The sequence below is a fragment of the Amycolatopsis vastitatis genome (assembly GCF_002234595.1).
GTDB lineage: Bacteria > Actinomycetota > Actinomycetes > Mycobacteriales > Pseudonocardiaceae > Amycolatopsis > Amycolatopsis vastitatis.
This window is the reverse complement of sequence record NZ_NMUL01000023.1, coordinates 104,265-125,261: the sequence shown is the minus strand read 5'-3', so window position 1 is coordinate 125,261 and position 20,997 is coordinate 104,265. Positions and strand designations below refer to the sequence as shown.

The 20,997-nt window shown below is 70.5% G+C and carries 21 protein-coding genes and 1 riboswitch; of the genes, 11 read left to right on the top strand and 10 right to left on the bottom strand.

The genetic code is table 11. The features are described from left to right. Positions 1 to 23: 23 nt before the first annotated feature. On the top strand, positions 24 to 860 hold the full coding sequence (gene rsmI, locus CF165_RS23345; protein WP_093949684.1) for a 16S rRNA (cytidine(1402)-2'-O)-methyltransferase: 837 nt from the start codon (positions 24 to 26) through the stop codon (positions 858 to 860). Here rsmI and CF165_RS23340 read toward each other — a convergent pair. Further along, on the bottom strand, positions 853 to 1,386 hold the full coding sequence (locus CF165_RS23340; RefSeq protein ID WP_093949683.1) for a QsdR family transcriptional regulator: 534 nt from the start codon (positions 1,384 to 1,386) through the stop codon (positions 853 to 855). The genes rsmI and CF165_RS23340 overlap by 8 nt on opposite strands. Positions 1,387 to 1,428: 42 nt before the next feature. Here CF165_RS23340 and CF165_RS23335 point away from each other — a divergent pair, with 42 nt between their 5' ends. Then, the gene (locus CF165_RS23335) at positions 1,429 to 2,382 is read left to right on the top strand and encodes a quinone oxidoreductase family protein (RefSeq protein ID WP_093949682.1); all 954 of its coding nucleotides are present in this window, start codon (positions 1,429 to 1,431) and stop codon (positions 2,380 to 2,382) included. 41 nt (positions 2,383 to 2,423) lie between these two features. Here the strand turns inward: CF165_RS23335 and CF165_RS23330 are convergent, their stop codons facing one another. From CF165_RS23330 to CF165_RS23310, 5 genes are all read right to left on the bottom strand, one after another. Further along, entirely contained in the window at positions 2,424 to 3,668 is a 1,245-nt protein-coding gene (locus tag CF165_RS23330) for an aminodeoxychorismate synthase component I (protein ID WP_093949681.1), read from the bottom strand. Positions 3,669 to 3,687: 19 nt separating this feature from the next. Further along, positions 3,688 to 4,302, bottom strand: a complete 615-nt coding sequence (locus CF165_RS23325) for a glycoside hydrolase family 25 protein (protein WP_093949680.1) — start codon at positions 4,300 to 4,302, stop codon at positions 3,688 to 3,690. A gap of 92 nt (positions 4,303 to 4,394) precedes the next feature. Continuing rightward, positions 4,395 to 5,159 carry an ABC transporter permease gene (locus CF165_RS23320; RefSeq protein ID WP_093949679.1) on the bottom strand — a complete coding sequence of 255 codons (765 nt, stop codon included), beginning with the start codon at positions 5,157 to 5,159 and terminating at the stop codon, positions 4,395 to 4,397. Beyond that, positions 5,149 to 6,126, bottom strand: coding sequence for an ATP-binding cassette domain-containing protein (locus CF165_RS23315; protein ID WP_093949678.1), 978 nt, complete (start codon positions 6,124 to 6,126; stop codon positions 5,149 to 5,151). Before CF165_RS23315 ends, CF165_RS23320 begins: the two co-directional genes overlap by 11 nt. Positions 6,127 to 6,207: 81 nt before the next feature. Next, complete coding sequence (locus tag CF165_RS23310) at positions 6,208 to 6,807, bottom strand: PadR family transcriptional regulator (RefSeq protein WP_093949677.1); 600 nt, start codon at positions 6,805 to 6,807, stop codon at positions 6,208 to 6,210. Positions 6,808 to 6,860: 53 nt separating this feature from the next. Here CF165_RS23310 and metG point away from each other — a divergent pair, with 53 nt between their 5' ends. The 9 genes from metG to CF165_RS23265 all read left to right on the top strand — a co-directional run bounded on the left by metG (position 6,861) and on the right by CF165_RS23265 (position 18,752). Beyond that, positions 6,861 to 8,657 (top strand): methionine--tRNA ligase, encoded by a 1,797-nt coding sequence (gene metG, locus CF165_RS23305; RefSeq protein WP_167441545.1) that lies wholly within the window; start codon positions 6,861 to 6,863, stop codon positions 8,655 to 8,657. Positions 8,658 to 8,667: 10 nt separating this feature from the next. Further along, positions 8,668 to 9,504 carry a TatD family hydrolase gene (locus CF165_RS23300; protein ID WP_093949675.1) on the top strand — a complete coding sequence of 279 codons (837 nt, stop codon included), beginning with the start codon at positions 8,668 to 8,670 and terminating at the stop codon, positions 9,502 to 9,504. A 289-nt stretch (positions 9,505 to 9,793) separates the two neighbouring features. Continuing rightward, positions 9,794 to 11,221 carry a resuscitation-promoting factor gene (locus tag CF165_RS23295; RefSeq protein ID WP_093949674.1) on the top strand — a complete coding sequence of 476 codons (1,428 nt, stop codon included), beginning with the start codon at positions 9,794 to 9,796 and terminating at the stop codon, positions 11,219 to 11,221. A 125-nt stretch (positions 11,222 to 11,346) separates the two neighbouring features. Continuing rightward, positions 11,347 to 12,183, top strand: coding sequence for a 16S rRNA (adenine(1518)-N(6)/adenine(1519)-N(6))-dimethyltransferase RsmA (rsmA, locus tag CF165_RS23290; RefSeq protein WP_093949673.1), 837 nt, complete (start codon positions 11,347 to 11,349; stop codon positions 12,181 to 12,183). A 126-nt stretch (positions 12,184 to 12,309) separates the two neighbouring features. Beyond that, positions 12,310 to 12,400: riboswitch (SAM riboswitch) on the top strand. 209 nt (positions 12,401 to 12,609) lie between these two features. After that, positions 12,610 to 13,623, top strand: a complete 1,014-nt coding sequence (locus tag CF165_RS23285; protein ID WP_093949672.1) for a methionine ABC transporter ATP-binding protein — start codon at positions 12,610 to 12,612, stop codon at positions 13,621 to 13,623. Between the two features lie 157 nt (positions 13,624 to 13,780). Further along, complete coding sequence (locus CF165_RS23280) at positions 13,781 to 14,743, top strand: 4-(cytidine 5'-diphospho)-2-C-methyl-D-erythritol kinase (RefSeq protein WP_093949671.1); 963 nt, start codon at positions 13,781 to 13,783, stop codon at positions 14,741 to 14,743. Beyond that, positions 14,740 to 15,159 carry an ASCH domain-containing protein gene (locus CF165_RS23275; protein WP_093949670.1) on the top strand — a complete coding sequence of 140 codons (420 nt, stop codon included), beginning with the start codon at positions 14,740 to 14,742 and terminating at the stop codon, positions 15,157 to 15,159. The genes CF165_RS23280 and CF165_RS23275 overlap by 4 nt, the downstream gene beginning before the upstream one ends. Positions 15,160 to 15,163: 4 nt before the next feature. Then, the gene (locus CF165_RS23270; protein ID WP_093949669.1) at positions 15,164 to 16,927 is read left to right on the top strand and encodes an ABC-F family ATP-binding cassette domain-containing protein; all 1,764 of its coding nucleotides are present in this window, start codon (positions 15,164 to 15,166) and stop codon (positions 16,925 to 16,927) included. A 136-nt stretch (positions 16,928 to 17,063) separates the two neighbouring features. Further along, a complete protein-coding gene (locus CF165_RS23265; RefSeq protein ID WP_093949668.1) occupies positions 17,064 to 18,752 on the top strand; it encodes a fatty acyl-AMP ligase in 1,689 nt (562 codons plus the stop codon). Between the two features lie 63 nt (positions 18,753 to 18,815). Here CF165_RS23265 and CF165_RS23260 read toward each other — a convergent pair whose 3' ends face one another. The 4 genes from CF165_RS23260 to CF165_RS23245 all read right to left on the bottom strand — a co-directional run bounded on the left by CF165_RS23260 (position 18,816) and on the right by CF165_RS23245 (position 20,983). Next, positions 18,816 to 19,172 (bottom strand): DivIVA domain-containing protein, encoded by a 357-nt coding sequence (locus tag CF165_RS23260; protein WP_093949667.1) that lies wholly within the window; start codon positions 19,170 to 19,172, stop codon positions 18,816 to 18,818. A 263-nt stretch (positions 19,173 to 19,435) separates the two neighbouring features. Then, a complete protein-coding gene (locus tag CF165_RS53460) occupies positions 19,436 to 19,768 on the bottom strand; it encodes a DivIVA domain-containing protein (protein ID WP_276209738.1) in 333 nt (110 codons plus the stop codon). A gap of 12 nt (positions 19,769 to 19,780) precedes the next feature. Further along, complete coding sequence (gene pth, locus CF165_RS23250) at positions 19,781 to 20,374, bottom strand: aminoacyl-tRNA hydrolase (protein ID WP_093949665.1); 594 nt, start codon at positions 20,372 to 20,374, stop codon at positions 19,781 to 19,783. 9 nt (positions 20,375 to 20,383) lie between these two features. Continuing rightward, on the bottom strand, positions 20,384 to 20,983 hold the full coding sequence (locus tag CF165_RS23245; RefSeq protein WP_093949664.1) for a 50S ribosomal protein L25/general stress protein Ctc: 600 nt from the start codon (positions 20,981 to 20,983) through the stop codon (positions 20,384 to 20,386). Positions 20,984 to 20,997 lie beyond the last annotated feature (14 nt).

Below are 20,997 nucleotides of genomic sequence, written 5' to 3'. Positions count from 1 at the left end.
GCTGATCAGCCTAGGCTGGCCGGGTGACTCCGGGCCGCCTCATCCTCGCCGCCACCCCGCTCGGCGACGTCCGCGACGCCTCGCCACGCCTGGTTTCGGCCTTGGCGGAAGCCGACGTCATCGCGGCCGAGGACACGCGGCGGCTGCGATCGCTGGCTTCCGCGCTGGAGGTGAGCCCCCGCGGCCGGGTGGTGAGCTTCTACGAGGACGTCGAGACGGCGCGCCTGCCCGGGCTGCTCGATTCGCTGCGCGCGGGCGAGACGGTGGTGCTGGTGACGGACGCCGGCATGCCGAGCGTGTCCGACCCGGGCTTCCGTCTCGTGGCGGCGTGCGTCGAGGAGGATCTCCCGGTGACGTGCCTGCCCGGCCCGTCCGCGGTGACGACGGCGCTCGCTTTGTCCGGTTTGCCGTGTGATCGCTTCTGTTTCGAGGGCTTCGCCCCCCGTAAGCCCGGCGAGCGGACGAAGTGGCTTTCGGCGTTGCGCGACGAGCCGCGGACGGCGGTGTTCTTCGAGTCCCCGCACCGGCTGGGGTCGTTGCTGACGGACGCCGTGTCCGTTTTGGGCGGTGCCCGCCGGGCCGCGGTGTGCCGGGAGCTGACGAAGACGTACGAAGAGGTGAAGCGGGGGACGCTTTCGTCTCTCGCGGAGTGGGCTTCGGAGGGAGTCCGCGGGGAGATCACGGTGGTCCTTTCCGGAGCCGAGCCGCGCTCGGTGGCCGTGGCGGACCTGGTCGAGGAGGTCTCGGCCCGGGTGGCGGCCGGCGAGCGGCTGAAGTCCGCGGCGGCGGAGGTCGCCGAGGCGACCGGGGTGTCCAAAAAGGAGCTTTACGACGCGGTGCTGGCGTCGCGGGTCAAGTGAGCAGCGCGGTCACCGCGGCGTGCGCCTTCGAGGCGTCCGGCGCGTCCCCGGTGATCACGTCCGTGTACACGAACGACTCGCCGATCCGGACCAGCAGGTAGGCCAGGTCCGGCACCGGCAGCGGCGGATCCAGCCGGCCGGCCGCGGCCTCGCCCGACAGCAGGGCCTCCAGCTTCTCCGTCGTCCGCTTCTGGCAGACGCTCGCGCGCGTCGTCAGCAGCCGCAACGCGCGCTCCGGTTCCCGGCGCAGGAAGTCGCGGAACGGCGGTGAGTCGTTCGCGAGCCGGACGTATCCGCTGACGAAGTCGGCGACCCCGGCCGCGCCCCGGCCGACGGACGAGGGCCACAGCCGCGCGATCGACGCCGACGACAGCGACCACAGGATCTCCCCGAGCAGCCGGTCGCGGGAGCCGACCCGGCGGTGCAGCGTGGCCCGGCTGATCGACAGTGCCTGCGCCAGTTCGCCCATGTCCACCCGGCGGCCGGCCAGGAACCACTCGCGTGCCAGTTCGAACTCGTGAGACATATGTCAGAATGTCTCACAGCCACGACGGAGAGGGAACACGACATGCGCGCAGTGCAGGTGACCGAGTTCGGCGGACCCGAGGTGCTCACGCCGGTCGAGCTGCCCGACCCGGTGGCCGGGCCCGGCGAGGTCCTCGTCGACGTCGACCGCATCGGCGTCAACTACGCCGACACCCACCAGGCCGAGAACAGCTACCTCGCGCCGAGCAAGCTGCCGCTCGTCCCGGGCGGCGAGGTGGTCGGGACGTCGGACGGCAAGCGCGTCGTCGCGCTGCTCAACGGCGGTGGCGGGTACGCCGAGAAGGCCGTCGCCCCGGAGGCCACGACCTTCCCCGTGCCCGACGGCATCGACGACCTCACCGCGCTGTCCATGCTGGTCCAGGGCACGACGGCCTGGATACTGCTGAAGAAGAACGCCCACCTCGCCAAGGGTGAGTCCGTCGTCGTGCACGCGGCCGCCGGTGGGGTCGGGACCGTCGCCGTGCAGCTCGCCAAGGCATGGGGCGCCGGCCGCGTCATCGCCACTGCCAGCAGTGACGAGAAGCGCGCGCTCGCCCTCGAACTCGGTGCCGACGTCGCGATCGACTCCCGCGCCGAGGACATGACCGAGGCCCTGCTCGACGCCAACGGCCGCCGGGTCGACATCGTGCTCGACATGGTCGGCGGGAAGACGACGGACCAGAGCATCGCCGCGCTCGCCCCGTTCGGGCGGCTGGCCTTCTACGGCATGGCCGGGCGTGAGAGCCCGAAGCCGGTCGAGCTGCGCAACCTCCTCGGCCACAGCACCACGATCAGCGGCATGTGGCTGCCGCACGTCTTCCGCCTGCCGGGCAACGTCTTCGGGACGGCGCTGACGGAGCTGTTCGACCTGGTGCTGGCGGGCAAGCTCAAGGCGATCCCGGGCGGCGAGTACGCGCTCTCGGACGCCCGGGGCGCGCACGAGGCCCTGCGCTCCCGCAAGACGGTCGGCAAGCTCCTGCTCGACCCCGCCAAGTAACGGTCGTGAGTGAGTAACAGTGTTAGAACACTGTTACTCACTCACGACGGGTTGGCCAGGAGGTGTTCCAGGGGTGCCGCCTTGTGGAGGCACTCCTGCCACTCCGCCTCCGGGTCCGAATCCGCCGTGATGCCGCCGCCGACGCCGAGGGCGATCGAGCCGCCGTCGAGCTCGAACGTCCGGATCGCGACGTTCAGCTCCAGCCCCGCCACCGGGGACAGCAGGCCGATCGCGCCCGTGTAGACCCCGCGGCCGCAGGGTTCCAGCGACGCGATCAGGTCCAGCGCGCGGATCTTCGGCGCGCCCGTCACCGAACCGGGCGGGAAGGTCGCCGCCAGCAGGTCCGTGTCGGTGACCGAGGGGCGCAGGACGCCCGTCACCGTGGAATCCAGGTGCCAGACCCCGGGCGCCGGGCGGACCCGCAGCAGCGACGGCACCGTCACCGATCCCACCTCGCACACCCGGCCCAGGTCGTTGCGCACCAGGTCGGTGATCATCACGTTCTCCGCGACGTCCTTTGTGGACTGACGTAGCAGCCGCGCGTTCCCGTCGTCCGCGGGGCCGCGCCGGGGGAGCGTGCCCTTGATCGGCGTCGACCGCACCGAACGCCCGTGGCGCGCGAGGAACAGCTCCGGCGAGAACGAGACCACCGAGCCCCACGCGCCGGACAGGAAGGCCGCTCGGCGAGGCGCCAATGACGACACGCCGGAAGCGAACAAGGCCGCGGGGGAGCCCGAGAACGAGCCGGTGAACCGGGCGCAGATGTTCGCCTGGAACAGCTCCCCGGCCTCGATCGCGTGCACGCACGCCTTGACCGCGTCCCGGTGTTCCGAGGGCAGCGGACGCCGCAGCGGTCCCGCCGTCCACGAAAGCGACGGCGGCGGAGACGCCAGCAGCGATTCCATTGTGGACACCGACGGTCCGCCGCCGTCCAGAGACTCGAGGTAGCAGGTTCCGGAGGCGGACCACCGCAGCACGTGGTCCGCCCAGCCCCACGCGGACGCGGGCAGCGAACCGGTCCGGCCCGAGGGATCAGCCAGGTCGTAGGCCAGGGAGCCGAACCAGCCGCCGCCGATCACGCCGGGTGGGCCGTCGACCTCCGGAGAAGCGGGAAAATCCCGGGGTGACACCGTGAGCGACGGCGCGATGACGGCCTGCGATCCGAACCAGTCGCCCGAGAGCATCGCGGGCGGCGGCAGGCCGTGCGAAGCAGCGTGCGCGGCCAGCACCAGAAGTGCGCGCGACGGCGTCACGTCCGTCCGGAGCCGCCTGCTCGTCACGCGCATGGCGACATATCACCACACGTCAGAGCAGCAGGTCGCCCAATGTGAACGGGTACACGACGGCGTTCTGCTCGACCGGCCCGTCGATGCCCGGCACGTCCGGCGCGAACGCGTGCTGGTGCACGCCGAGCCGCGAGTGGAACCAGCCCGGCCGTCCGGGGATGCCGTTGTGCCGGGCCAGCCACAGCACGACCTCGCTGTCCGCCCAGCGGTCCGGGTGCAGCCGGTGCGCCCAGCAGTCGTGGTCGGCGTAGATCAGCACCCGCTCGATGCGCGCCGCGTGCCGGACGTGCTTGATCCACGCCTTGATGAACCGGTCGTCGACGCTCGGCGCCGCCACTTCCAGCGTCGGCGCCAGTGATCCGGGCGCGAACGCGCCGAGCCGGCTCGCCGTCCGCACGAAGAACTCGGCCTGGTCGTGGACCGCGCCCGGCCGCGCGTAGTGACGGCCGCCGACGTGCAGCCCGGCTTCCTGCGCGCCGGCCAGGTTGTGCTCCGCGGCCGAACTGGTCCAGTTGACGTTCTCGCTGATCGTCACCGACACGAACCGGGTCTGCGCGGCACGCACCGCCTGCCAGTCGGCCACGCGCTCGCGGTGCGACAGCGAGATGCCGAGCTCACTCTCCGGCTCTGTCACGGTCCGCCCCCGGCGCGTCGGTGGAGAGCACACCATACGTCGCCGGAGGCGGACCCGCAGTGACACACCCCGGTTGATCAGGCGGTTTGTGATCAGGCGTTTTCCTTCTGGAACGTCCGCGTCCCCCACCACAGGGACAGCACCGCCATCACCAGCACGACGACACTGCCCGTGAACAGGGCGTCCATCGTGAAGTCGCCACCGAAGCTGTTCCGCTCGACGTCGACGACGTGCCGGAACGGGTTGATCCGCGAAACCGTGTAAAGCCAGTCCGGCGCCCGTCCGGCGGTGATCGGCAGCAGGATCCCGGAGAGCAGCAACAACGGGATGAGCACCGCGTTCAGCAAGGCGGGGAACGTCTCTTCGCTCTTCAATGTCAACGCCAGCGCGTAGGAGCACGACGCCAGCGACACCGCCAGCAGGAACACGATGACCAGGCACAGCAGCACGCCGCCCACGGGGGCGTCGAGGGGGAACACCAGCGCGGCCAGCACGATGATCAGCATGGCCTGCACCACGGCCTGCAGCGCGTTGGCCAGCACCTTGCCCAGCAGCAGCGCGACCCGGCTGACCGGCGTCACCCGGAACCGCTCGACGACGCCGGAGCGGTATTCGGCCAGCAGCCCGAAGCCGACGAAGGAGCTGCCGAACAGCGCGAGCTGCGCGATCAGCGCCGGGGTCAGCAGCATCCAGCCCTGCACTTCGGTCAGGCCCTGGCCCTGCATGGCCTGCACCATCAGCGGCCCGAACAGGAACAGGTACAGCAGCGGCTGCATGATCCCGATCAGCACCCAGGTCGGGTTCCGCAGGGCCGCCAGCATGTCGCGGCGGAAGATCAGCCAGGTGTCACGCAGCACGGGTGCCCTCCTCCGCTTCCCGCAGCGAGCGGCCGGTCAGCGTCAGGAAAACGTCGTCGAGCGTCGGCCGGTGCACCTGCACCGACAGCATCGCGATGTTCTTCGCGTCGAGCGCGCGCAGCAGCTCCGGCAACGCGACATCGCCGCGCGGCACCCGGAACCGGACCTCGCCGCCGTCGACGGACAGCTCCCGCGCGCCGGTGAGCCGCCCGGCGATCTCGGCGGCGTCCGTGGCCTGCTCCGGCTCGACGCCGACCTCGACGCGGTCGCCGTTGACCCGGGCCTTCAGCGCGTCCGGCGCCCCTTCGGCGACGATCCGGCCGTCGTCGATCACGATCAGCCGGTCCGACAGCGCGTCCGCCTCGTCGAGGTAATGGGTCGTGAGGAAGACCGTGACGCCCTGGTCGGCGCGCAGCCGGCGGATGTGCTCCCACAGGTTGGCGCGGCTCTGCGGGTCGAGCCCGGTCGACGGCTCGTCGAGGAACACCAGCCCCGGCGAGTGGATCAGCCCGAGTGCGATGTCGAGCCGCCGCCGCTGGCCGCCCGACAGCGTCTTGGTCAGCCGCTGGTCCAGCCCGGTCAGGTCGAGCTGCTCGGCGAGTTCCGCGCCGCGCGCGATCGCGTCGGCTTTGCTCATCCGGTAGAGCCGTCCCTGCAGCTCCAGCTCGTCGGCGACCTTGCTTTCGGGTGCGCTGCCGCCGCCCTGGGCGACGTAGCCGATGCGCTTGCGCACGCCAACCGGGTCGGAAAGGAGGTCGCAGCCGCCGACGGTCGCGGTGCCCGCGGTCGGCTTGAGCAGCGTGGTCAGCATGCGCAGCGTGGTCGTCTTCCCGGCGCCGTTCGGGCCGAGGAACCCGACGAGCTCGCCCGCTTCGACGTCCAGGTCGACGCCCTTGACCGCGTGGACTTCGCCCCCAGTGCGGCCCTTGCGGCGGAACCGCCGCTCGAGACCGCGTGCCGTGATCATGAGATCCCCTCTCGAAAGTAGTCAAGCTTGACTAGCAGAGACGCACACTGTGTCGCAGGATGATGCGCTAGTCAAACTTGATTACTCGGTGCCCTCGGCCGGCGGCTCTCCGAAGGCGCGGCCCGGGTCGTCGGCCATCACGTATTCGCCGGCTTCGAGCCGCGCGATCAGGTTCCGGAGCCACTCCAGGCTCGCCGCCGAGATCTGGGCCCAGAGCCCGAACAGCTCGGAGATGTGCGCAGGCTGTCCCCACTCGGAGCCCTCGTCGATGAGCAGGCCCGCCCGGCGCACCTCGGCTTCGAGGTGGACGAGGCGCTGGTTCAGCATGCCGATCACCCGCTTGCGGGGCAGTGCCGTCATCAGCGAGATCGCGGCGGACAGCTCCGGGTGGCCGACCTCGGGATCGGACAGGGCCGTGCCCAGCAGGAGGTGGAACTCGCGGTCGCCGTCCTCGGTGACCCGGTAGGCGACCCGGTCCGGGCCGCCCTCGCCCGGTTCGACGTCGACCTGGTCGAGCAAACCCTCGGCGGTCATCTTCTTGAGCGCGTGGTAGATCGAGCCGGGCTGGACGTTGGCCCACTTGTCCGCCGACCAGGTCAGCAGCTCGCGCCGCACCTGGTAGCCGTGTGCGCGGCCGTACATCCGGACGACCCCGAGCACGAGCAACCGTGTCGCCGACAACCGGGGCCTCCCTCTCGAAAACGTGCGTGACGCCCTCCGTAGGCTAATAAGGTATGAGCACCCCTGTGTTGACCGCGGTGGCCTGGCCCTACGCCAACGGCCCCCGCCACATCGGCCACGTGTCCGGATTCGGCGTCCCGTCCGACGTCTTCTCCCGCTACCAGCGAATGGCCGGCAACCGGGTGCTCATGGTCTCCGGTACCGACGAACACGGCACCCCGATCACCGTCCAGGCGGACAACGAGAACTCGACCCCGCAGGAGACCGCGGACAAGTACACCCGCCAGATCGGGAACGACCTGCAGGGCCTCGGGCTGTCCTACGACCTGTTCACGCGGACCTCCACCGGCAACCACGCCGAGGTGACGCAGCAGATCTTCCTGGCGCTGCACCGCAACGGCTACGTCGTGCCGAAGACCACCCGTGGCGCGATCAGCCCGTCCACCGGCCGCACGCTGCCCGACCGCTACGTCGAGGGCACCTGCCCGATCTGCGGGTACGACGGCGCGCGCGGCGACCAGTGCGACAACTGCGGCAACCAGCTCGACGCCGCGGAGCTGATCAACCCGAAATCGCGGATCAACGGCGAGACGCCGAAGTTCGTCGAGACCGAGCACTACTTCCTCGACCTGCCGGCGTTCACCAAGACGCTCGGCGACTGGCTGGGCACCAAGAACGACTGGCGCCCGAACGTCCTCAACTTCACCAAGAACCTGATCGACGACATGCGGCCCCGGCCGATCACCCGCGACCTCGACTGGGGCGTCAAGATCCCCCTCGACGGCTGGCGCGACCAGCCGCTGAAGCGGTTCTACGTCTGGTTCGACGCGGTCATCGGGTACTTCTCGGCCAGCGTCGAGTGGGCCCGCCGGTCCGGCAACCCGGACGCGTGGCAGGAGTGGTGGAACAACGCCGACGCCCGGTCGTACTACTTCATGGGCAAGGACAACATCACCTTCCACGCCCAGATCTGGCCGGCGCTGCTGTTCGGGCACAACGGTGAGGGTGACAAGGGCGGCGAGCCCGGGAAGTACGGCAAGCTGCACCTGCCGGACGAGATCGTCTCCAGCGAGTTCCTCACCATGAGCGGCTCGAAGTTCTCGACCTCGCGCGGCCGCGTGATCTACGTCGAGGACTTCCTGCGCGACTTCGGCCCGGACACGCTGCGGTACTTCATCTCGGTCGCCGGCCCGGAGACCCAGGACACCGACTTCACCTGGGACGAGTTCGTCCGCCGGACCAACTTCGAGCTGGCCAACGAGTGGGGCAACCTGGTCAACCGGTCGATCTCGATGGCGCACAAGAACGTCGGCGCCATCCCGCGCCCGGAAGCCCCCACGGCGGCCGACGAAGAGCTGAAGGCGTTGTCGCGCAAGGCGTTCGACACCGCGGGCGCGCACCTGGCCCGGTCCCGGTTCAAGCTGGCGGCCGGCGAGGCGATGAAGGTCGTCACTGCGGCGAACAAGTACATCTCCGACCAGGAGCCGTGGAAGCTCAAGGACGACCCGGCCCGGCGTGACACCGTGCTGCACACCGCGTTGCAGGTCGTCTCCGACGCCAACACGCTGCTGACGCCGTTCCTGCCGCACTCGGCGCAGAAGGTCCACGAGGCCCTCGGCGGCACCGGCGTCTGGGCCGCCCAGCCGGAGCTCAAGGAGGTCGACGACCTCGACATCGACGGCCGGGTCAACCCGATCCTCACCGGCGACTACGCGGCCGAGCAGGCGAAGTGGGCCTCGACGCCGATCGAGGTCGGCACGCCCCTGCAGAAGCCGTCGCCGCTGTTCACCAAGCTCGACCCGGCGCTCGGCGAGACCGGTCCGGAGTGGGCGCCGATCATCAAGGAGTAAGAAGGCATGCATGGGTGAAGAGAAGCGCGAACTGCCTCCGGTCCCGGACCGGCTTCCCGTGACGGTGGTGGACGCGCACACCCATCTCGACGCGTGCGGCGCGGTCACCGCGGCCGATGTCACGGCCATGGTGGACCGCGCCGAGCGCGCCGGCGTCGCCCGCGTCGTGACGGTCGCGGACGACCTCGCCTCGGCCCGCTGGGCCGTCGAGGCGGCGTCCTGGGACCGCCGGGTGTTCGCCGCGGTCGCGATCCACCCGACCCGGGCCAAGGGGTTCGGCGAGGCGGAGAAGTCCGAAGTGGAGCGGCTGGCCGCGGACGGCCGCGTGGTCGCCGTCGGCGAGACCGGCCTCGACTACTACTGGGACTACTCGCCGCACGACGCCCAGCAGGAGGCGTTCCGCTGGCACATCGATCTGGCGAAGCGGCTGGACAAGCCGCTGATGATCCACGACCGCGACGCCCACGACGACGTGCTGCGCATCCTGGCCGAAGAGGATGCGCCGAATGCCGTAATTTTCCATTGCTTTTCCGGGGACGCGGAAATGGCGCGCAAGTGCGTCGACGCGGGGTATGTCCTTTCCTTCGCGGGCACCGTCACGTTCAAGAACGCGAAGGGGCTCCACGAGGCGGCGCGGCTCTGCCCGCCGGGGCAGTACCTCGTCGAGACAGACGCGCCGTTTCTGACCCCCCACCCGTTCCGTGGGCGGCCGAACGAGCCGTTCGGCGCCGCCTACACCGTCCGTCACCTCGCGGCGCTCAGGGGCGAAGCTGTCCACGAAGTCGCCGAATCGGTCCGGACCACCGCCGAGCGGATCTACCGACTCCCCAGTGTCACAACGGGTTGAACGCATTGCGACAACAGGGTTCCCTGCTCGCCCACTCGATGGAGTGACTCAGATCACGACACTCCGGGGGGTGTTTGCGCAACCCGGCGGGACCCGTTACTGTCCCGTGATCGTGCCGGTCGGTACTGCGGACTGCAGTTGCCGACTGTTACGCCCACAGTCACGTCAGTGCACGTCGGGGAAGCGGAACCAGGAGCGGTACGGCCTGGAACCGTGACGATGGCGCCGGCTGAGGGCCCAGACGTAAAGGTGCCGCCCCGAACGGCGCCTTGGGAAAGGGAACGACCCGGTGACAGGTAGCAGACAGGCTGGAGCGCGCTCCGCGGCCGTCCTCGAGCGCGATTTCGAGAACACTGCGTACGGCCAGCTCGACTTCTCCGACGACCCGAACATCACGCAGCAGGACATCCTGGCCGCGCTCGGCCCCGATGCCGACGCGATGATGGCCGAGATCGACGTCGACGTCGACGAACTGATCCGGCTCATCAACGCCGAGACGACGTACCTGCCGCCGATCGTCATCCCGGACGAGATCGAGGCGGACCGGACCGCGTCCCCGCAGGCCAAGCGGGCCGCGCTGGACGAGGGTCTCCGCGAGACCACCAAGATCTGGAAGCGCCGGTTCCTCAAGGGCGCCGTCCTCAGCGTCATGATCAGCGTCGCCGGCGGCGGCGCGGCCGCGCTGGCGATGAACAAGAGCGTCACCGTCGACGTCGACGGCCACCAGCAGACCGTGCACTCCTTCGGCGACACCGTCGGCGAGGTGCTCGAGGACGCGGGCCTGTCCGTCGGCGCGCACGACTCGCTGTCACCCTCCCCGCAGGCGGAGGTCGGCGACGGCGGGGTCATCAAGCTCGAGCGCGGCCGTCAGCTGAAGATGATCGTCGACGGTTCGGAGCACACCTCCTGGGTCCGCGCGACCCACCTCGGCGACGCGCTCGGCCAGCTCGGCATGACCGCCGTGGACAAGCCCGGCACGTGGATGTCCATGCCGAAGGACGGCGAGCTGCCCCTGCAGGGCGCCACCGTCGAGATCAAGACCCTCAAGAACATCACCCTGTACGACGGTGCCAACGCGCCGAAGCAGGTGAAGACGACCGCGGTCACGACGAAGGAGTTCCTGGGCGAGTACAAGCTCACCCTGGGCCCGGAGGACCAGGCCGAGGGTGGCCTGGACGTCAAGCTGACCGACGGCGCCGAGGTGCACATCAGCCGCACCGGCGTTTCGACGGTCGTCCAGAAGGAGAGCATCGCCCCGCCCGAGCAGCGTGTCGACGACCCGGACCTCGAGAAGGGCAAGACCAACGTCGAGGACCCGGGCACGCCCGGCGAGAAGATGGTGACCTACAAGGTCACGCAGAAGAACGGCAAAGAGGTCTCTCGCGAGAGCGTCTCCGAGCAGGTCATCACCCAGCCGAAGCCGAAGATCATCCACGTCGGCTCGAAGAAGCCCGCCGAACCGGACGTCGGCGACACCAGCGTGTGGGACCGCATCGCGCAGTGCGAGTCGGGCGGCAACTGGTCGATCGTCAACGCGAGCGGCAAGTACTACGGCGGCCTCCAGTTCGACAAGCAGACGTGGGACGCCTACGGCGGCGACCAGTACGCGGCGTACCCGAACCAGGCCAGCAAGGCCCAGCAGATCGCGATCGCGGAGAAGGTCCGCGACGCCCGCGGGGGCTACAGCGCCTGGCCGGTCTGCGGCAAGAAGGCCTGACAGTCCTCCCGAAACGGCCCCCGTCCCATGCGGACGGGGGCCGTTTCACGTCCGTGAGCCGCCCCTCCGGGTACGCGAACCGACCGTCCAGGTACGCGGGCCGGCCGTCTGGGTAGGCTCGTCCGGTGGTTGAACTGCTGGGACCTGCCGAGATCCGCGGGCTGGCGGCCGAACTCGACGTGCGGCCGACGAAGAAGCTCGGGCAGAACTTCGTGCACGATCCCAACACCGTCCGCCGGATCGTCGAGCTGGCGGACGTCAGCCCCGACGACGTCGTCCTCGAGGTGGGGCCGGGGCTCGGGTCGCTGACCCTCGGGCTGCTCGCCACCGGTGCCCACGTCGTCGCCGTCGAGATCGATCCCAAGCTCGCCGAGCGGCTGCCCAAGACCGTCGCCGAACGCGGACCCGAAGCCGCGGGGAACCTCACCGTCGTGGGGGCCGACGCCATGCGCGTCACCCGGGAGGAACTGGGCGAGCCGACCGCGCTCGTCGCCAACCTGCCCTACAACGTCGCCGTGCCCGTCGTGCTGCACCTGCTGGCCGAAGTGCCCTCGCTGAAGTCCGGGCTCGTCATGGTGCAGACGGAGGTCGCCGACCGGATGGCGGCGGGCCCCGGCAGCCGGATCTACGGCGTGCCGAGCGTCAAGCTCGCCTGGTACGGCAGCGCGCGCAAGGTCGCCGCGGTGCCACGCTCGGTGTTCTGGCCGGTACCGAACGTCGATTCCGCGCTCGTCGCGTTCGAACGCGGTGACGCGCCGGCGTCCGGGGACCGCGACCGGCTCTTCGGGCTGGTCGATGCCGCCTTCTCACAACGCAGGAAGACGCTCCGGGCCGCTCTCGCGGGCTGGGCGGGCTCGGCCGAGCGGGCCGGCGAGCTGCTGACGGCCGCCGGGATCGATCCCCGGACCCGCGGTGAGCAGCTCGGTGTGCACGACTTCGCCCGGATCGCCGCCGCGCGTTAGCCGTTCCACAGTGGAAGCGTGAAAATACCCCCGCTCCGGCCGTGATCTCGCGATTCGGACACCTCCACTCGTGTGATCTGGGCCAACAGGCTTGCTTTCGCTCCGTGGGATCGGTTTTACTCAGTACGTCCATCCCGAGCGACTGAGAGACCTGGCTCGCCGAAGTCGCAGCAACCACCCTCCACAGGGCAGGTGCTACCGCCAGGACCGATGGAGGCCGTTTTCGATGAAGAGGGTAGCTCGCCCCCTGCTCCTCACCCGGCGTCGCGTTGTCGACGAAGGCCGCCGCTCCGTGACCGCATGTCGGCGCTCCAACTGAGCTAGCCCCTGCCGGTCCACCTCTTCTTCATGCACCGTCCACATCGGACGGAACTCGCTTGCGGCCGGGTGCCGCGCCCTGCGTGCACCCCGTTTTCTGGAGCCTTCGTGATCACCGTCGAAAATCTGTCCAAATCCTTTGCCACCAACGGAAATTCGGTTCTCGCGCTGCGCGACGTGAGTGTCGACGTCCAGGCGGGCTCGCTGTTCGGCGTGGTCGGCCCCGCCGGGTCCGGCAAGTCCGTCCTCGCCCGCTGCATCGCCCTGCAGGAGCGGCCCGACCGCGGCGTCGTCCGGCTCGACGGCCTCAACACCGGCACGCTCGACGGCCGCCGGCTCCGCGAAATCCGCCGTCAGCTGGGTGTCGTTTCGACGAAGCCGGAGCTGATCGCCGAGCGCACGATCGCCGGCAACATCGCTTCCCCGCTCGAACAGCTCGGCGTCGACGGCCCGCAGCGCCGCAGCCGGGTCGGCTCGCTGCTCGACCTGGTCGGCCTGACGCCGCGCGCCGCGCAGCGTCCCGGCGAGCTGTCCGCCGGTCAGCTCCGCCGCGTCGCGGTCGCGAAGGCGCTGGCGGCGGCCCCCGCGGTGCTGCTCGCCGACGACCCGACCGCGGGCGTCGACCCGGAGGAGGCCGGTGCCGTCCTGACCGTCCTCGACCGGGCCCGGTCCGAGCTGGGGGTCACCGTCGTGGTCACGACGCCGGACGCGGGCGTGGTCCGCCGGCTCTGCGACGACGTGGCCGTGCTGGAAGACGGCACGGTCGTCGAGCGCGGCACGGTGCTCGACCTGATCTCCGACCCGGCCAGCCGCACCGCGCAGGCGCTGCTGCCCGCCATCGAGACGTCCCGTTCGCAGGTGGCACGCTACGACCGCTCGGCCGACGTCGTGCTGATCGGCTTCGCGTCGGTCGGTGCGCTGCTGCCCGAGGCCGCGGGCCGCTTCGACGTCGAGTTCGCCACGATCGGCGGCGGCCTGACCCGGATCGGTGACACGCCGGTCGGCCGGTTCCGCCTCGGGGTCCGCGGCGAGCGGGCCGACGCGGCGCTGGCGTGGGTCGCCGAGCGCGGCGGCCACGTGACGCACACCGCCCGCGGCCCGCAGGGCATCGCGGCCGCCTGACCCAGCCCCTGACCCAAGCGCCCCAATGTGGCGTTCGGTGCGTTGGACGCAACGAACGCCACATTGGGTGCGTTGGACGCAACGAACGCCACATTGGGTGCGTTGGACGCAACCAACGCCACATTGGGGCGTTTTCGCGAGCACGTAGGCTGGTCGGGTGCTCGCTGTAGTTCCGCCTCCAGTCACCGTCCGGGTCCCGGCCAAGGTCAACCTGCACCTTTCGGTCGACGACCTGCGTGAAGACGGTTACCACGAGCTGGTGACCGTGTTCCAGGCCCTGTCGTTGACCGACGAGGTGACCGTCGCGGTCACCGACGAACCCGGCATCGAGGTCTACGGCGAGGGCGAGGGCTCGGTCCCGACCGGCCACGAAAACCTCGCTTGGCGGGCCGTCGAAGCCCTGTCCGCGCACGTCGGCCGCACCGGCGAGCCGAAGGTCCGGGTGGTGCTGCGCAAGGGCATCCCGGTGGCCGGCGGCATGGCGGGCGGCAGCGCCGACGCCGCGGCGACGCTGGTCGGGCTCGCGAGCCTCTGGAACCTCGACGTCACTCGCGACGAGCTGGCCGAGATCGCCGCCGGCCTCGGCAGCGACGTCCCGTTCGCGCTCTACGGCGGCACCGCGCTGGGGACCGGGCGCGGCGAGCACCTCGTCCCGGTGCTGTCGCGGCACACGTTCCACTGGGTGCTGGCCTTCGACTCCGAAGGGCTGTCGACGCCGAAGGTGTTCGGCGAACTGGACCGCCTGCGCGCGGCGGGCAACCCGCCCCGGATCGGCTCGCACACCCCGGTCGTCGAGGCGCTGGCCTCGGGCGACCCGCGTCAGCTGGCGCTGCTGCTGGGCAACGACCTCCAGGCGGCCGCGGTTTCGCTGCGGCCCGAGCTGCGCCGCACGCTCCGGGCGGGCGTCAACGCGGGCGCGCTGGCCGGCACGGTGTCCGGCTCCGGCCCGACGTGCGCGTTCCTGTGCGAAGGCGCGCAGTCCGCGGTGGAGGTCGCCGCGGAGCTGTCGGGAGCGGGGGTGTGCCGCACGGTCCGGGTGGCGCACGGCCCGGTCCCGGGTGCCCGCGTCGTCGGCGGCGACGACGCGCCGCGCCCGGCGTCGCCGCGGGTGCACGCGTGAAGCACGCCGAGTTCGCGTTCCCCGGACCGCTGCGGGACAAGCTGGTCGCGGCGATCCTGCGCGGGGAGAAGACGTCGACGACCGGCCTGGTCGCCGAATACGAGAAGTACGGCGAAGAGCTGCCCGCCGTCGGCGAGCGTGCGCTGATGATCGACTCGGCGGGCGTGGGTGTCGCGGTTCTCGAGACCACCGAGGTGCGCGTCATCCCACTGTCCGAAGTGGACTTGCACGCCCTCGACGAGGGTGAGGGCTTCAGGAGCGTCGCCGAGTGGCGCGCCGACCACACGGACTACTGGCAGAGCGCGGAAATGCGGGCTGCCATGGAAGATCCGGAATTCACCGTGGACGACACGACCATGGTCGTGGCGACCCGGTTCGTCATCGTTGCAGTGTCTCCCAAAGAAAGGATCGGCTGAACGGATGGCCAACCTGGTCAATCTCGAGTCGGTGAGCAAGTCCTACGGGGTGAAGCCACTGCTGGACGGCGTCTCGCTGGGCGTCGCGGCCGGGCAACGCATCGGCGTCGTCGGCCTCAACGGCGGTGGCAAGACCACCCTGCTGGAAGTCCTTTCCGGACTCGCCGAGCCGGATTCCGGACGGGTGAGCCACGTCGGCGGCCTGCGGATGGCCGTCGTCACCCAGCGGACGGAGTTGCCGGACGGCAGCAGCGTCGGCGAGGTCGTGCTCGAACGCTACGGCGCCGAGCACGAATGGGCGGCCGACGCGCGCGTCCGGTCCATTGTGGACGGGTTGGGCATCACCGCGATCGGGCTCGACACGCCGACCGCGAACCTCTCCGGTGGCGAGCGGCGCCGGGTTTCGCTGGCGGCCGCGCTGACCGGTGAGCTCGACCTCGTCGTGCTCGACGAACCGACCAACCACTTGGACGTCGAAGGTGTCCAGTGGCTCGCCGACCACTTGCTCACGCGCCGGATCGCGGTCGTGGTCGTCACCCACGACCGGTGGTTCCTCGATACCGTCGCGACTTTGACGTGGGAGGTCGCGAACGGCCGCGTCGAGCAGTACGAAGGCGGTTACGCCGACTGGATCTTCGCCCGCGCCGAGCGGGCGCGGCTGGCCGCGACGGCCGAGGAGAAGCGGCAGAACCTGGCCCGCAAGGAGCTGGCGTGGCTGCGCCGCGGCCCGCAGGCGCGTTCGTCGAAGCCGCGGTACCGCATCGAGGCGGCCGAAGCGCTCATCGCCGACGTCCCGCCGCCGCGCGACTCCGTGGAACTGCAAGCGTTCGCGAAGCGGCGGCTCGGGAAGACCGTGCTGGAGCTGGAAGACACGACGTACGCGGTGGGCGAGCGGACGCTGCTCGACCACGTCACCTGGCGGGTCGGGCCGGGTGACCGGATCGGACTGGTCGGCGTCAACGGCTCCGGCAAGACGTCGCTGCTCAAGCTGCTCGGCGGGGACGTCGAGGGCTCGACGGGCCGCCGCATCGAAGGCAAGACCGTCGCCCTCGCCCACCTGCGCCAGGAGCTCGACGACCTGCCCGGCGACCTGCGCGTGCTGCAGGCGATCGAGCAGGTGGCCGGGCGCGTGGTGTTCGGCAAGCAGGAGATGACGGCGTCGCAGCTGGGCGAGAAGCTCGGCTTCCCGCAGGCCCGCCAGTGGACGCCGGTCGAGGACCTGTCCGGTGGCGAGCGCCGCCGGCTGCAGCTGTGCCGGCTGCTGATGGCCGAGCCGAACGTCCTGCTGCTCGACGAGCCGACGAACGACCTGGACATCGACACCCTGCAGCAGCTGGAGGACCTCCTCGACGGCTGGCCGGGCACGATGGTCGTCGTCTCGCACGACCGCTACCTGGTGGAACGCGTCTGCGACACGATCGTCGCGCTCTTCGGCGACGGCCGGATCACCCACCTGCCCGGCGGCATCGATGAGTACCTGAACCGCCGCGCGACGGCCCAGGACGTTTCGGGCCCGGCGCCGTCGGCGGCGAAGGCCGAAGCGAAGAAGTCCGCGGCCGACCTGCGGGCGGCGCAGAAGGAGCTCGGCCGGCTCGAGCGCAAGCTGGACCAGTTGCACGCCAAGGAGGAGAAGCTCCACGCGTCGCTCCTGGAGGTGGCCACCGACCCGGCGAAGCTGATGGAGCTCAACGCCGAGCTGAAGGGCGTCCAGGGCGAGATCGAGGACGTCGAGGGCCGCTGGCTGGAGACGTCCGAGCTGCTGGAATGAGGGTGTGGCTCAACCACCCCGCGTGCCGCGGGTCCGCAGGCTGGTCGACGGAAACCGGCAGGGGGACCGCCGGCTGCGAGGGCCCGTTTCCGCGCTGGTCGGCGGATGTTGACGGGCAGACAGTAATCTGACGCGCATGAGCAGGTTCGTGGACACGCTGGTCGCCACCGCGACGGCGCGGGGTCAGCAGCGGGGCATGGTCACCGGGGAGCCGAAGGAGCCGGTCCGCCGGACCTGGGCCGAGGTGCACGAGGAGGCCCGGCGGATCGCCGGCGGGCTGGTCGCGGGCGGGTTCGAGCGCGGCAGCGCCGTCGCGGTGCTGGCCGCGGCGCCGGTGCTGATCGCGCCGACCGTGCAGGCCGTGTGGCTCGCCGGGGGCAGCGTCACCATGCTGCACCAGCCGACCCAGCGCACCGACCTCGCCGAGTGGGCCGAGGACACCGTGCGCGTGCTCGGGATGATCGGCTCCGACCTCGTGCTGCTGGGCGAGCCGTTCGACCAGCTCGCGCCCGTGCTGAGCGAAAAGGGCATCGGGTTCAAGCTCATCACCGAGCTCGCGGAGGCCGAGCCGCTCGCCGACGTCGTCGCCACGGACGAGGGTGACACCGCGCTGCTGCAGCTGACCAGCGGCTCGACCGCCGACCCGAAGGCCGTGCGGATCACCTACGGGAACCTGTACTCCAACGTCAAGGCCATGGTCGACCGCGCGGAGTTCGACTTCGACACCGACGTGATGGTGTCCTGGCTGCCGACGTTCCACGACATGGGGATGGTCGGCTTCCTGACCGTGCCGATGACCTTCGGCGTCGAGCTGGTCAAGATCACGCCCGTCGAGTTCCTGTCGGGGCCGTTGATCTGGCCCGAGCTGATCACCAAGTACGGCGGCACCACCACGGCGGCACCGAACTTCGCGTACGCGATCGTCGGACGCCGGATGGCCCGCGTCGACGACGACACCGCTTACGACCTGTCGAAGCTCCGCATCGCGCTGAACGGCGCCGAGCCCATCGACGAAACCGCCGTCCAGACCTTTGTGGACGCCGGGGCCCGGTTCAAGATGCCCGCGGAGTGCGTCTTCCCGGCCTACGGCATGGCCGAAGCGACCCTTGCCGTGTCGTTCGCGCCGCTGTTCACCGGGCTCACCCTCGACGTCGTCGAGGCCGACGCGCTCGAGGCGGAGAACCGCGCGGTGCCGGTCCCGGAAGGCGACCCGCGGCGCGGCACCGACAGCGTCCGGTCGTTCGCGCTGCTCGGCCACCCGCTGGACGGGCTCGAGGCGGAGATCGTCGACGACTCGGGCACGCGGGTCGGCGAGCGCGAGGTCGGCGAGATCCGGCTGCGCGGCGAGGCCGTGACGCCCGGCTACCTGACCATGGAGGGCCCGGTCAGCACACAGGACGACGCCGGGTGGCTCAACACGGGCGACCTCGGCTACCTGGTGGACGGCCAGATCGTCATCTGCGGCCGCCGCAAGGACGTCATCATCATGGGCGGCCGCAACCTGTACCCGACGGACATCGAGCGCGCGGCGACCTCGGTCGAGGGGGTGCGCGCGGGCAACGCGGTGGCGGTCCGGCTGGACGCGGGCAGCCGTCGCGAGCGGTTCGCGGTGGTCGTCGAGTCGAAGCTGGCGGGTGACGCGGAGGCCGAGAAGAACCTGATGAAGCAGGTGTCGGCCCGGGTCCGCGACGCCGTCGACATGCGGCCGTACGCGGTGGTCGTGCTGCCGGCCGGAAGCCTCCCGAAGACGCCGTCCGGCAAGGTCAAGCGCGCGGCGACGGCACAGCAGTTCGCGGACCGGATCAAGAAGAACGCGGACGCCTGAGACGTCTTGAATGACTCATTCAGGACCTCCGAGGTCTTGAATGAGTCATTCAAGACGTGCGGGCTAACGCTGCTGGAGACGCTCCGCCCGGAGGGTCGGCGGGGCCGCGCGGTCGGCGGTGGCTTCGTCGGAGGTGCGGGCACCCGGGAGGTCCGGGGCGTGGCCCGTGCGGGCGGCGAGCTGGTCCTCCACCGCGTCGAGGAACTCGTCGACTTCGCGCTCGTCGTAGCCGCGCTTGCCGATCAGCGGCTTCGAGAACATGACGTGGTGCACTTCGGCGGCGGTCAGGTCGTCCTCCTCGGCGAACGTCTTGGCGATCCGCCGGACGAACTCGTCGACCTCGTGCTTCGCGTAGCCACGGCGGCCGATCGGGGCGTTACCGAAGGTGACCTCGGCGAGGTCTTCGGCGGTGAACGACATGGAACTCTCCGATTCCGGGTTGGGCGGGTGCGAACTCCCGTACACCGTCCTAACCCGTGAACAGGCTGCCCGAAAGGGGCTACCCCCAACCTCACCCTCACGGGCGGCCTCGCGCCCGCCTTCGGGTGAGAAGGTGCTACCCAGCGCTGTGTGGCCGGGTTCACACTGCAACATCCGGGGCTTCGCCCCGGGCCGGGGGCTCTGCCACCCGGAACCCCCGAAAAGAACGGTGACATCCGGGGCCTCGCCGAAAAGCAGCGCCGTCAGCCGCGCCCGAACCACTTCCGGGGGCCCTGCGGCCGCTGCGGCTCCTCGGCCACCGCCGGTGGCGGCGGCTGGCGCAGCTCCACCAGCGCCGCCTCGGCTTCGTCGAGGAACAGGTCGACCTGGGCCTGGTCGTAGCTGCGCATGCCGACCGGCATGATCGTGAACTCGACGTAGTGGATGTCGTCGGGGGTCAGGATGTTCCGCCCGGCCAGTGCCTCCGCGATGAGGTCGAGGAAGGCGTCCACTTCGTCTTCGTTGTAGCCGCGCCGGCCGAACCGGGGCTTGCCGAACGCGATCGACCGGACCTCTTCAGGAGTCAATGGATTCACCTCGCACCCATCTCAGCCCGCGTGAAAGGAGTTCTGGGCGGCCGCGAGGCCGGTGCCCACCAGTGCCTCGGTCGCGTCCGCGCAGCGGTCCACCTCGAACGGGAGCTCCTTGCGCTCGACCGTCGAGAAGTCCTTCAGCACGAAGTCCGCGGGGTCCTGGCGGCCGGGCGGGCGGCCGATGCCGAAGCGGACCCGGTAGTAGTCGCGGGTGCCCAGCGACTTCGTGATCGACCGGAGTCCGTTGTGGCCGTTGTCGCCGCCGCCGAACTTGAGCTTCAGCGCGCCGAAGTCGACGTCGAGCTCGTCGTGCACCACGACCACGCCGGACGGCGGCACCTTGTAGAACTTCGCCGCACCGGCCACCGGACCACCGGAGAGGTTCATGAACGACCGCGGCTTCACCAGCACCACGCGGCGGCCGCCCAGCCTGCCCTCGAGGACTTCGCCGCCGGTCTTGTGCGTCTTGAACTTGCCGCCGACGCGGGTGGCGAGCTCGTCCAGCACCATGAACCCGACATTGTGCCGGTTTCCGGCGTACTGGGGTCCGGGATTGCCGAGGCCGGCGAGCAGGATCAGCTCGCCGGCCCCGGGCAGGTCTTCCGTCATACGGTGATGCTATTCGGCGGCTTCGGCCGACTCTTCGCCCGCTTCGTCCTCGTCGCCGCCCTCTTCACGCTGCGGCTCGTTGACGGCCACGACGAGCGACTCCGGGTCGGTGACCAGGGTGGCGCCCTGCGGCAGCTCGACCTGGCCGGCCAGCACCTGGGAACCGATCTCGAGGCCCTCGATCGAGACCTCGAACTGCTCCGGGATGTGCAGCGCCTCGACCTCGACCTGCAGGGTGTCGACGTCCTGGTTGACCAGGCCGCCCGGGCCGGGGTTGCCGGTCACGACGACGGGGACGTCGACGACGATCTTCTCGCCGCGCTTCACGACCAGCAGGTCGACGTGCTCGATGTAGTTCTTCAGCGGGTGGACCACGATGGTCTTGGTCAGCGCCAGCTCGACCGAGCCCTCCAGGTCCAGCGTGATGACGGCGTTCGAGCCGTTCTCGCGGACTACGCGGGCGAACTCGATCGCGGGCAGCGCGAAGTGCCGCGGGTCCGACCCGTGGCCGTAGAGGACGGCGGGGATCTTGCCGGCGCGACGCGTGCGGCGCGCGGCGCCCTTGCCGAACTCGGTGCGCGGCTCGACGGACAGACGTACCTCGGACACGGTGTGGCACTCCT

Excerpts from the sequence above, each read along its gene's own strand:
- CF165_RS23340 (WP_093949683.1), bottom strand. The coding sequence starts at position 1,386 with ATGTCTCACGAGTTCGAACTGGCACGCGAGTGGTTCCTGGCCGGCCGC.
- pth (WP_093949665.1), bottom strand. The coding sequence starts at position 20,374 with ATGACGGAAGACCTGCCCGGGGCCGGCGAGCTGATCCTGCTCGCCGGC.
- CF165_RS23335 (WP_093949682.1), top strand. The coding sequence starts at position 1,429 with ATGCGCGCAGTGCAGGTGACCGAGTTCGGCGGACCCGAGGTGCTCACG.
- CF165_RS23260 (WP_093949667.1), bottom strand. The coding sequence starts at position 19,172 with ATGTCGTTCACCGCCGAAGACCTCGCCGAGGTCACCTTCGGTAACGCC.
- CF165_RS23300 (WP_093949675.1), top strand. The coding sequence starts at position 8,668 with ATGGGTGAAGAGAAGCGCGAACTGCCTCCGGTCCCGGACCGGCTTCCC.
- CF165_RS23270 (WP_093949669.1), top strand. The coding sequence starts at position 15,164 with ATGGCCAACCTGGTCAATCTCGAGTCGGTGAGCAAGTCCTACGGGGTG.
- CF165_RS23330 (WP_093949681.1), bottom strand. The coding sequence starts at position 3,668 with ATGCGCGTGACGAGCAGGCGGCTCCGGACGGACGTGACGCCGTCGCGC.
- CF165_RS23265 (WP_093949668.1), top strand. The coding sequence starts at position 17,064 with ATGAGCAGGTTCGTGGACACGCTGGTCGCCACCGCGACGGCGCGGGGT.
- metG (WP_167441545.1), top strand. The coding sequence starts at position 6,861 with ATGAGCACCCCTGTGTTGACCGCGGTGGCCTGGCCCTACGCCAACGGC.
- CF165_RS23315 (WP_093949678.1), bottom strand. The coding sequence starts at position 6,126 with ATGATCACGGCACGCGGTCTCGAGCGGCGGTTCCGCCGCAAGGGCCGC.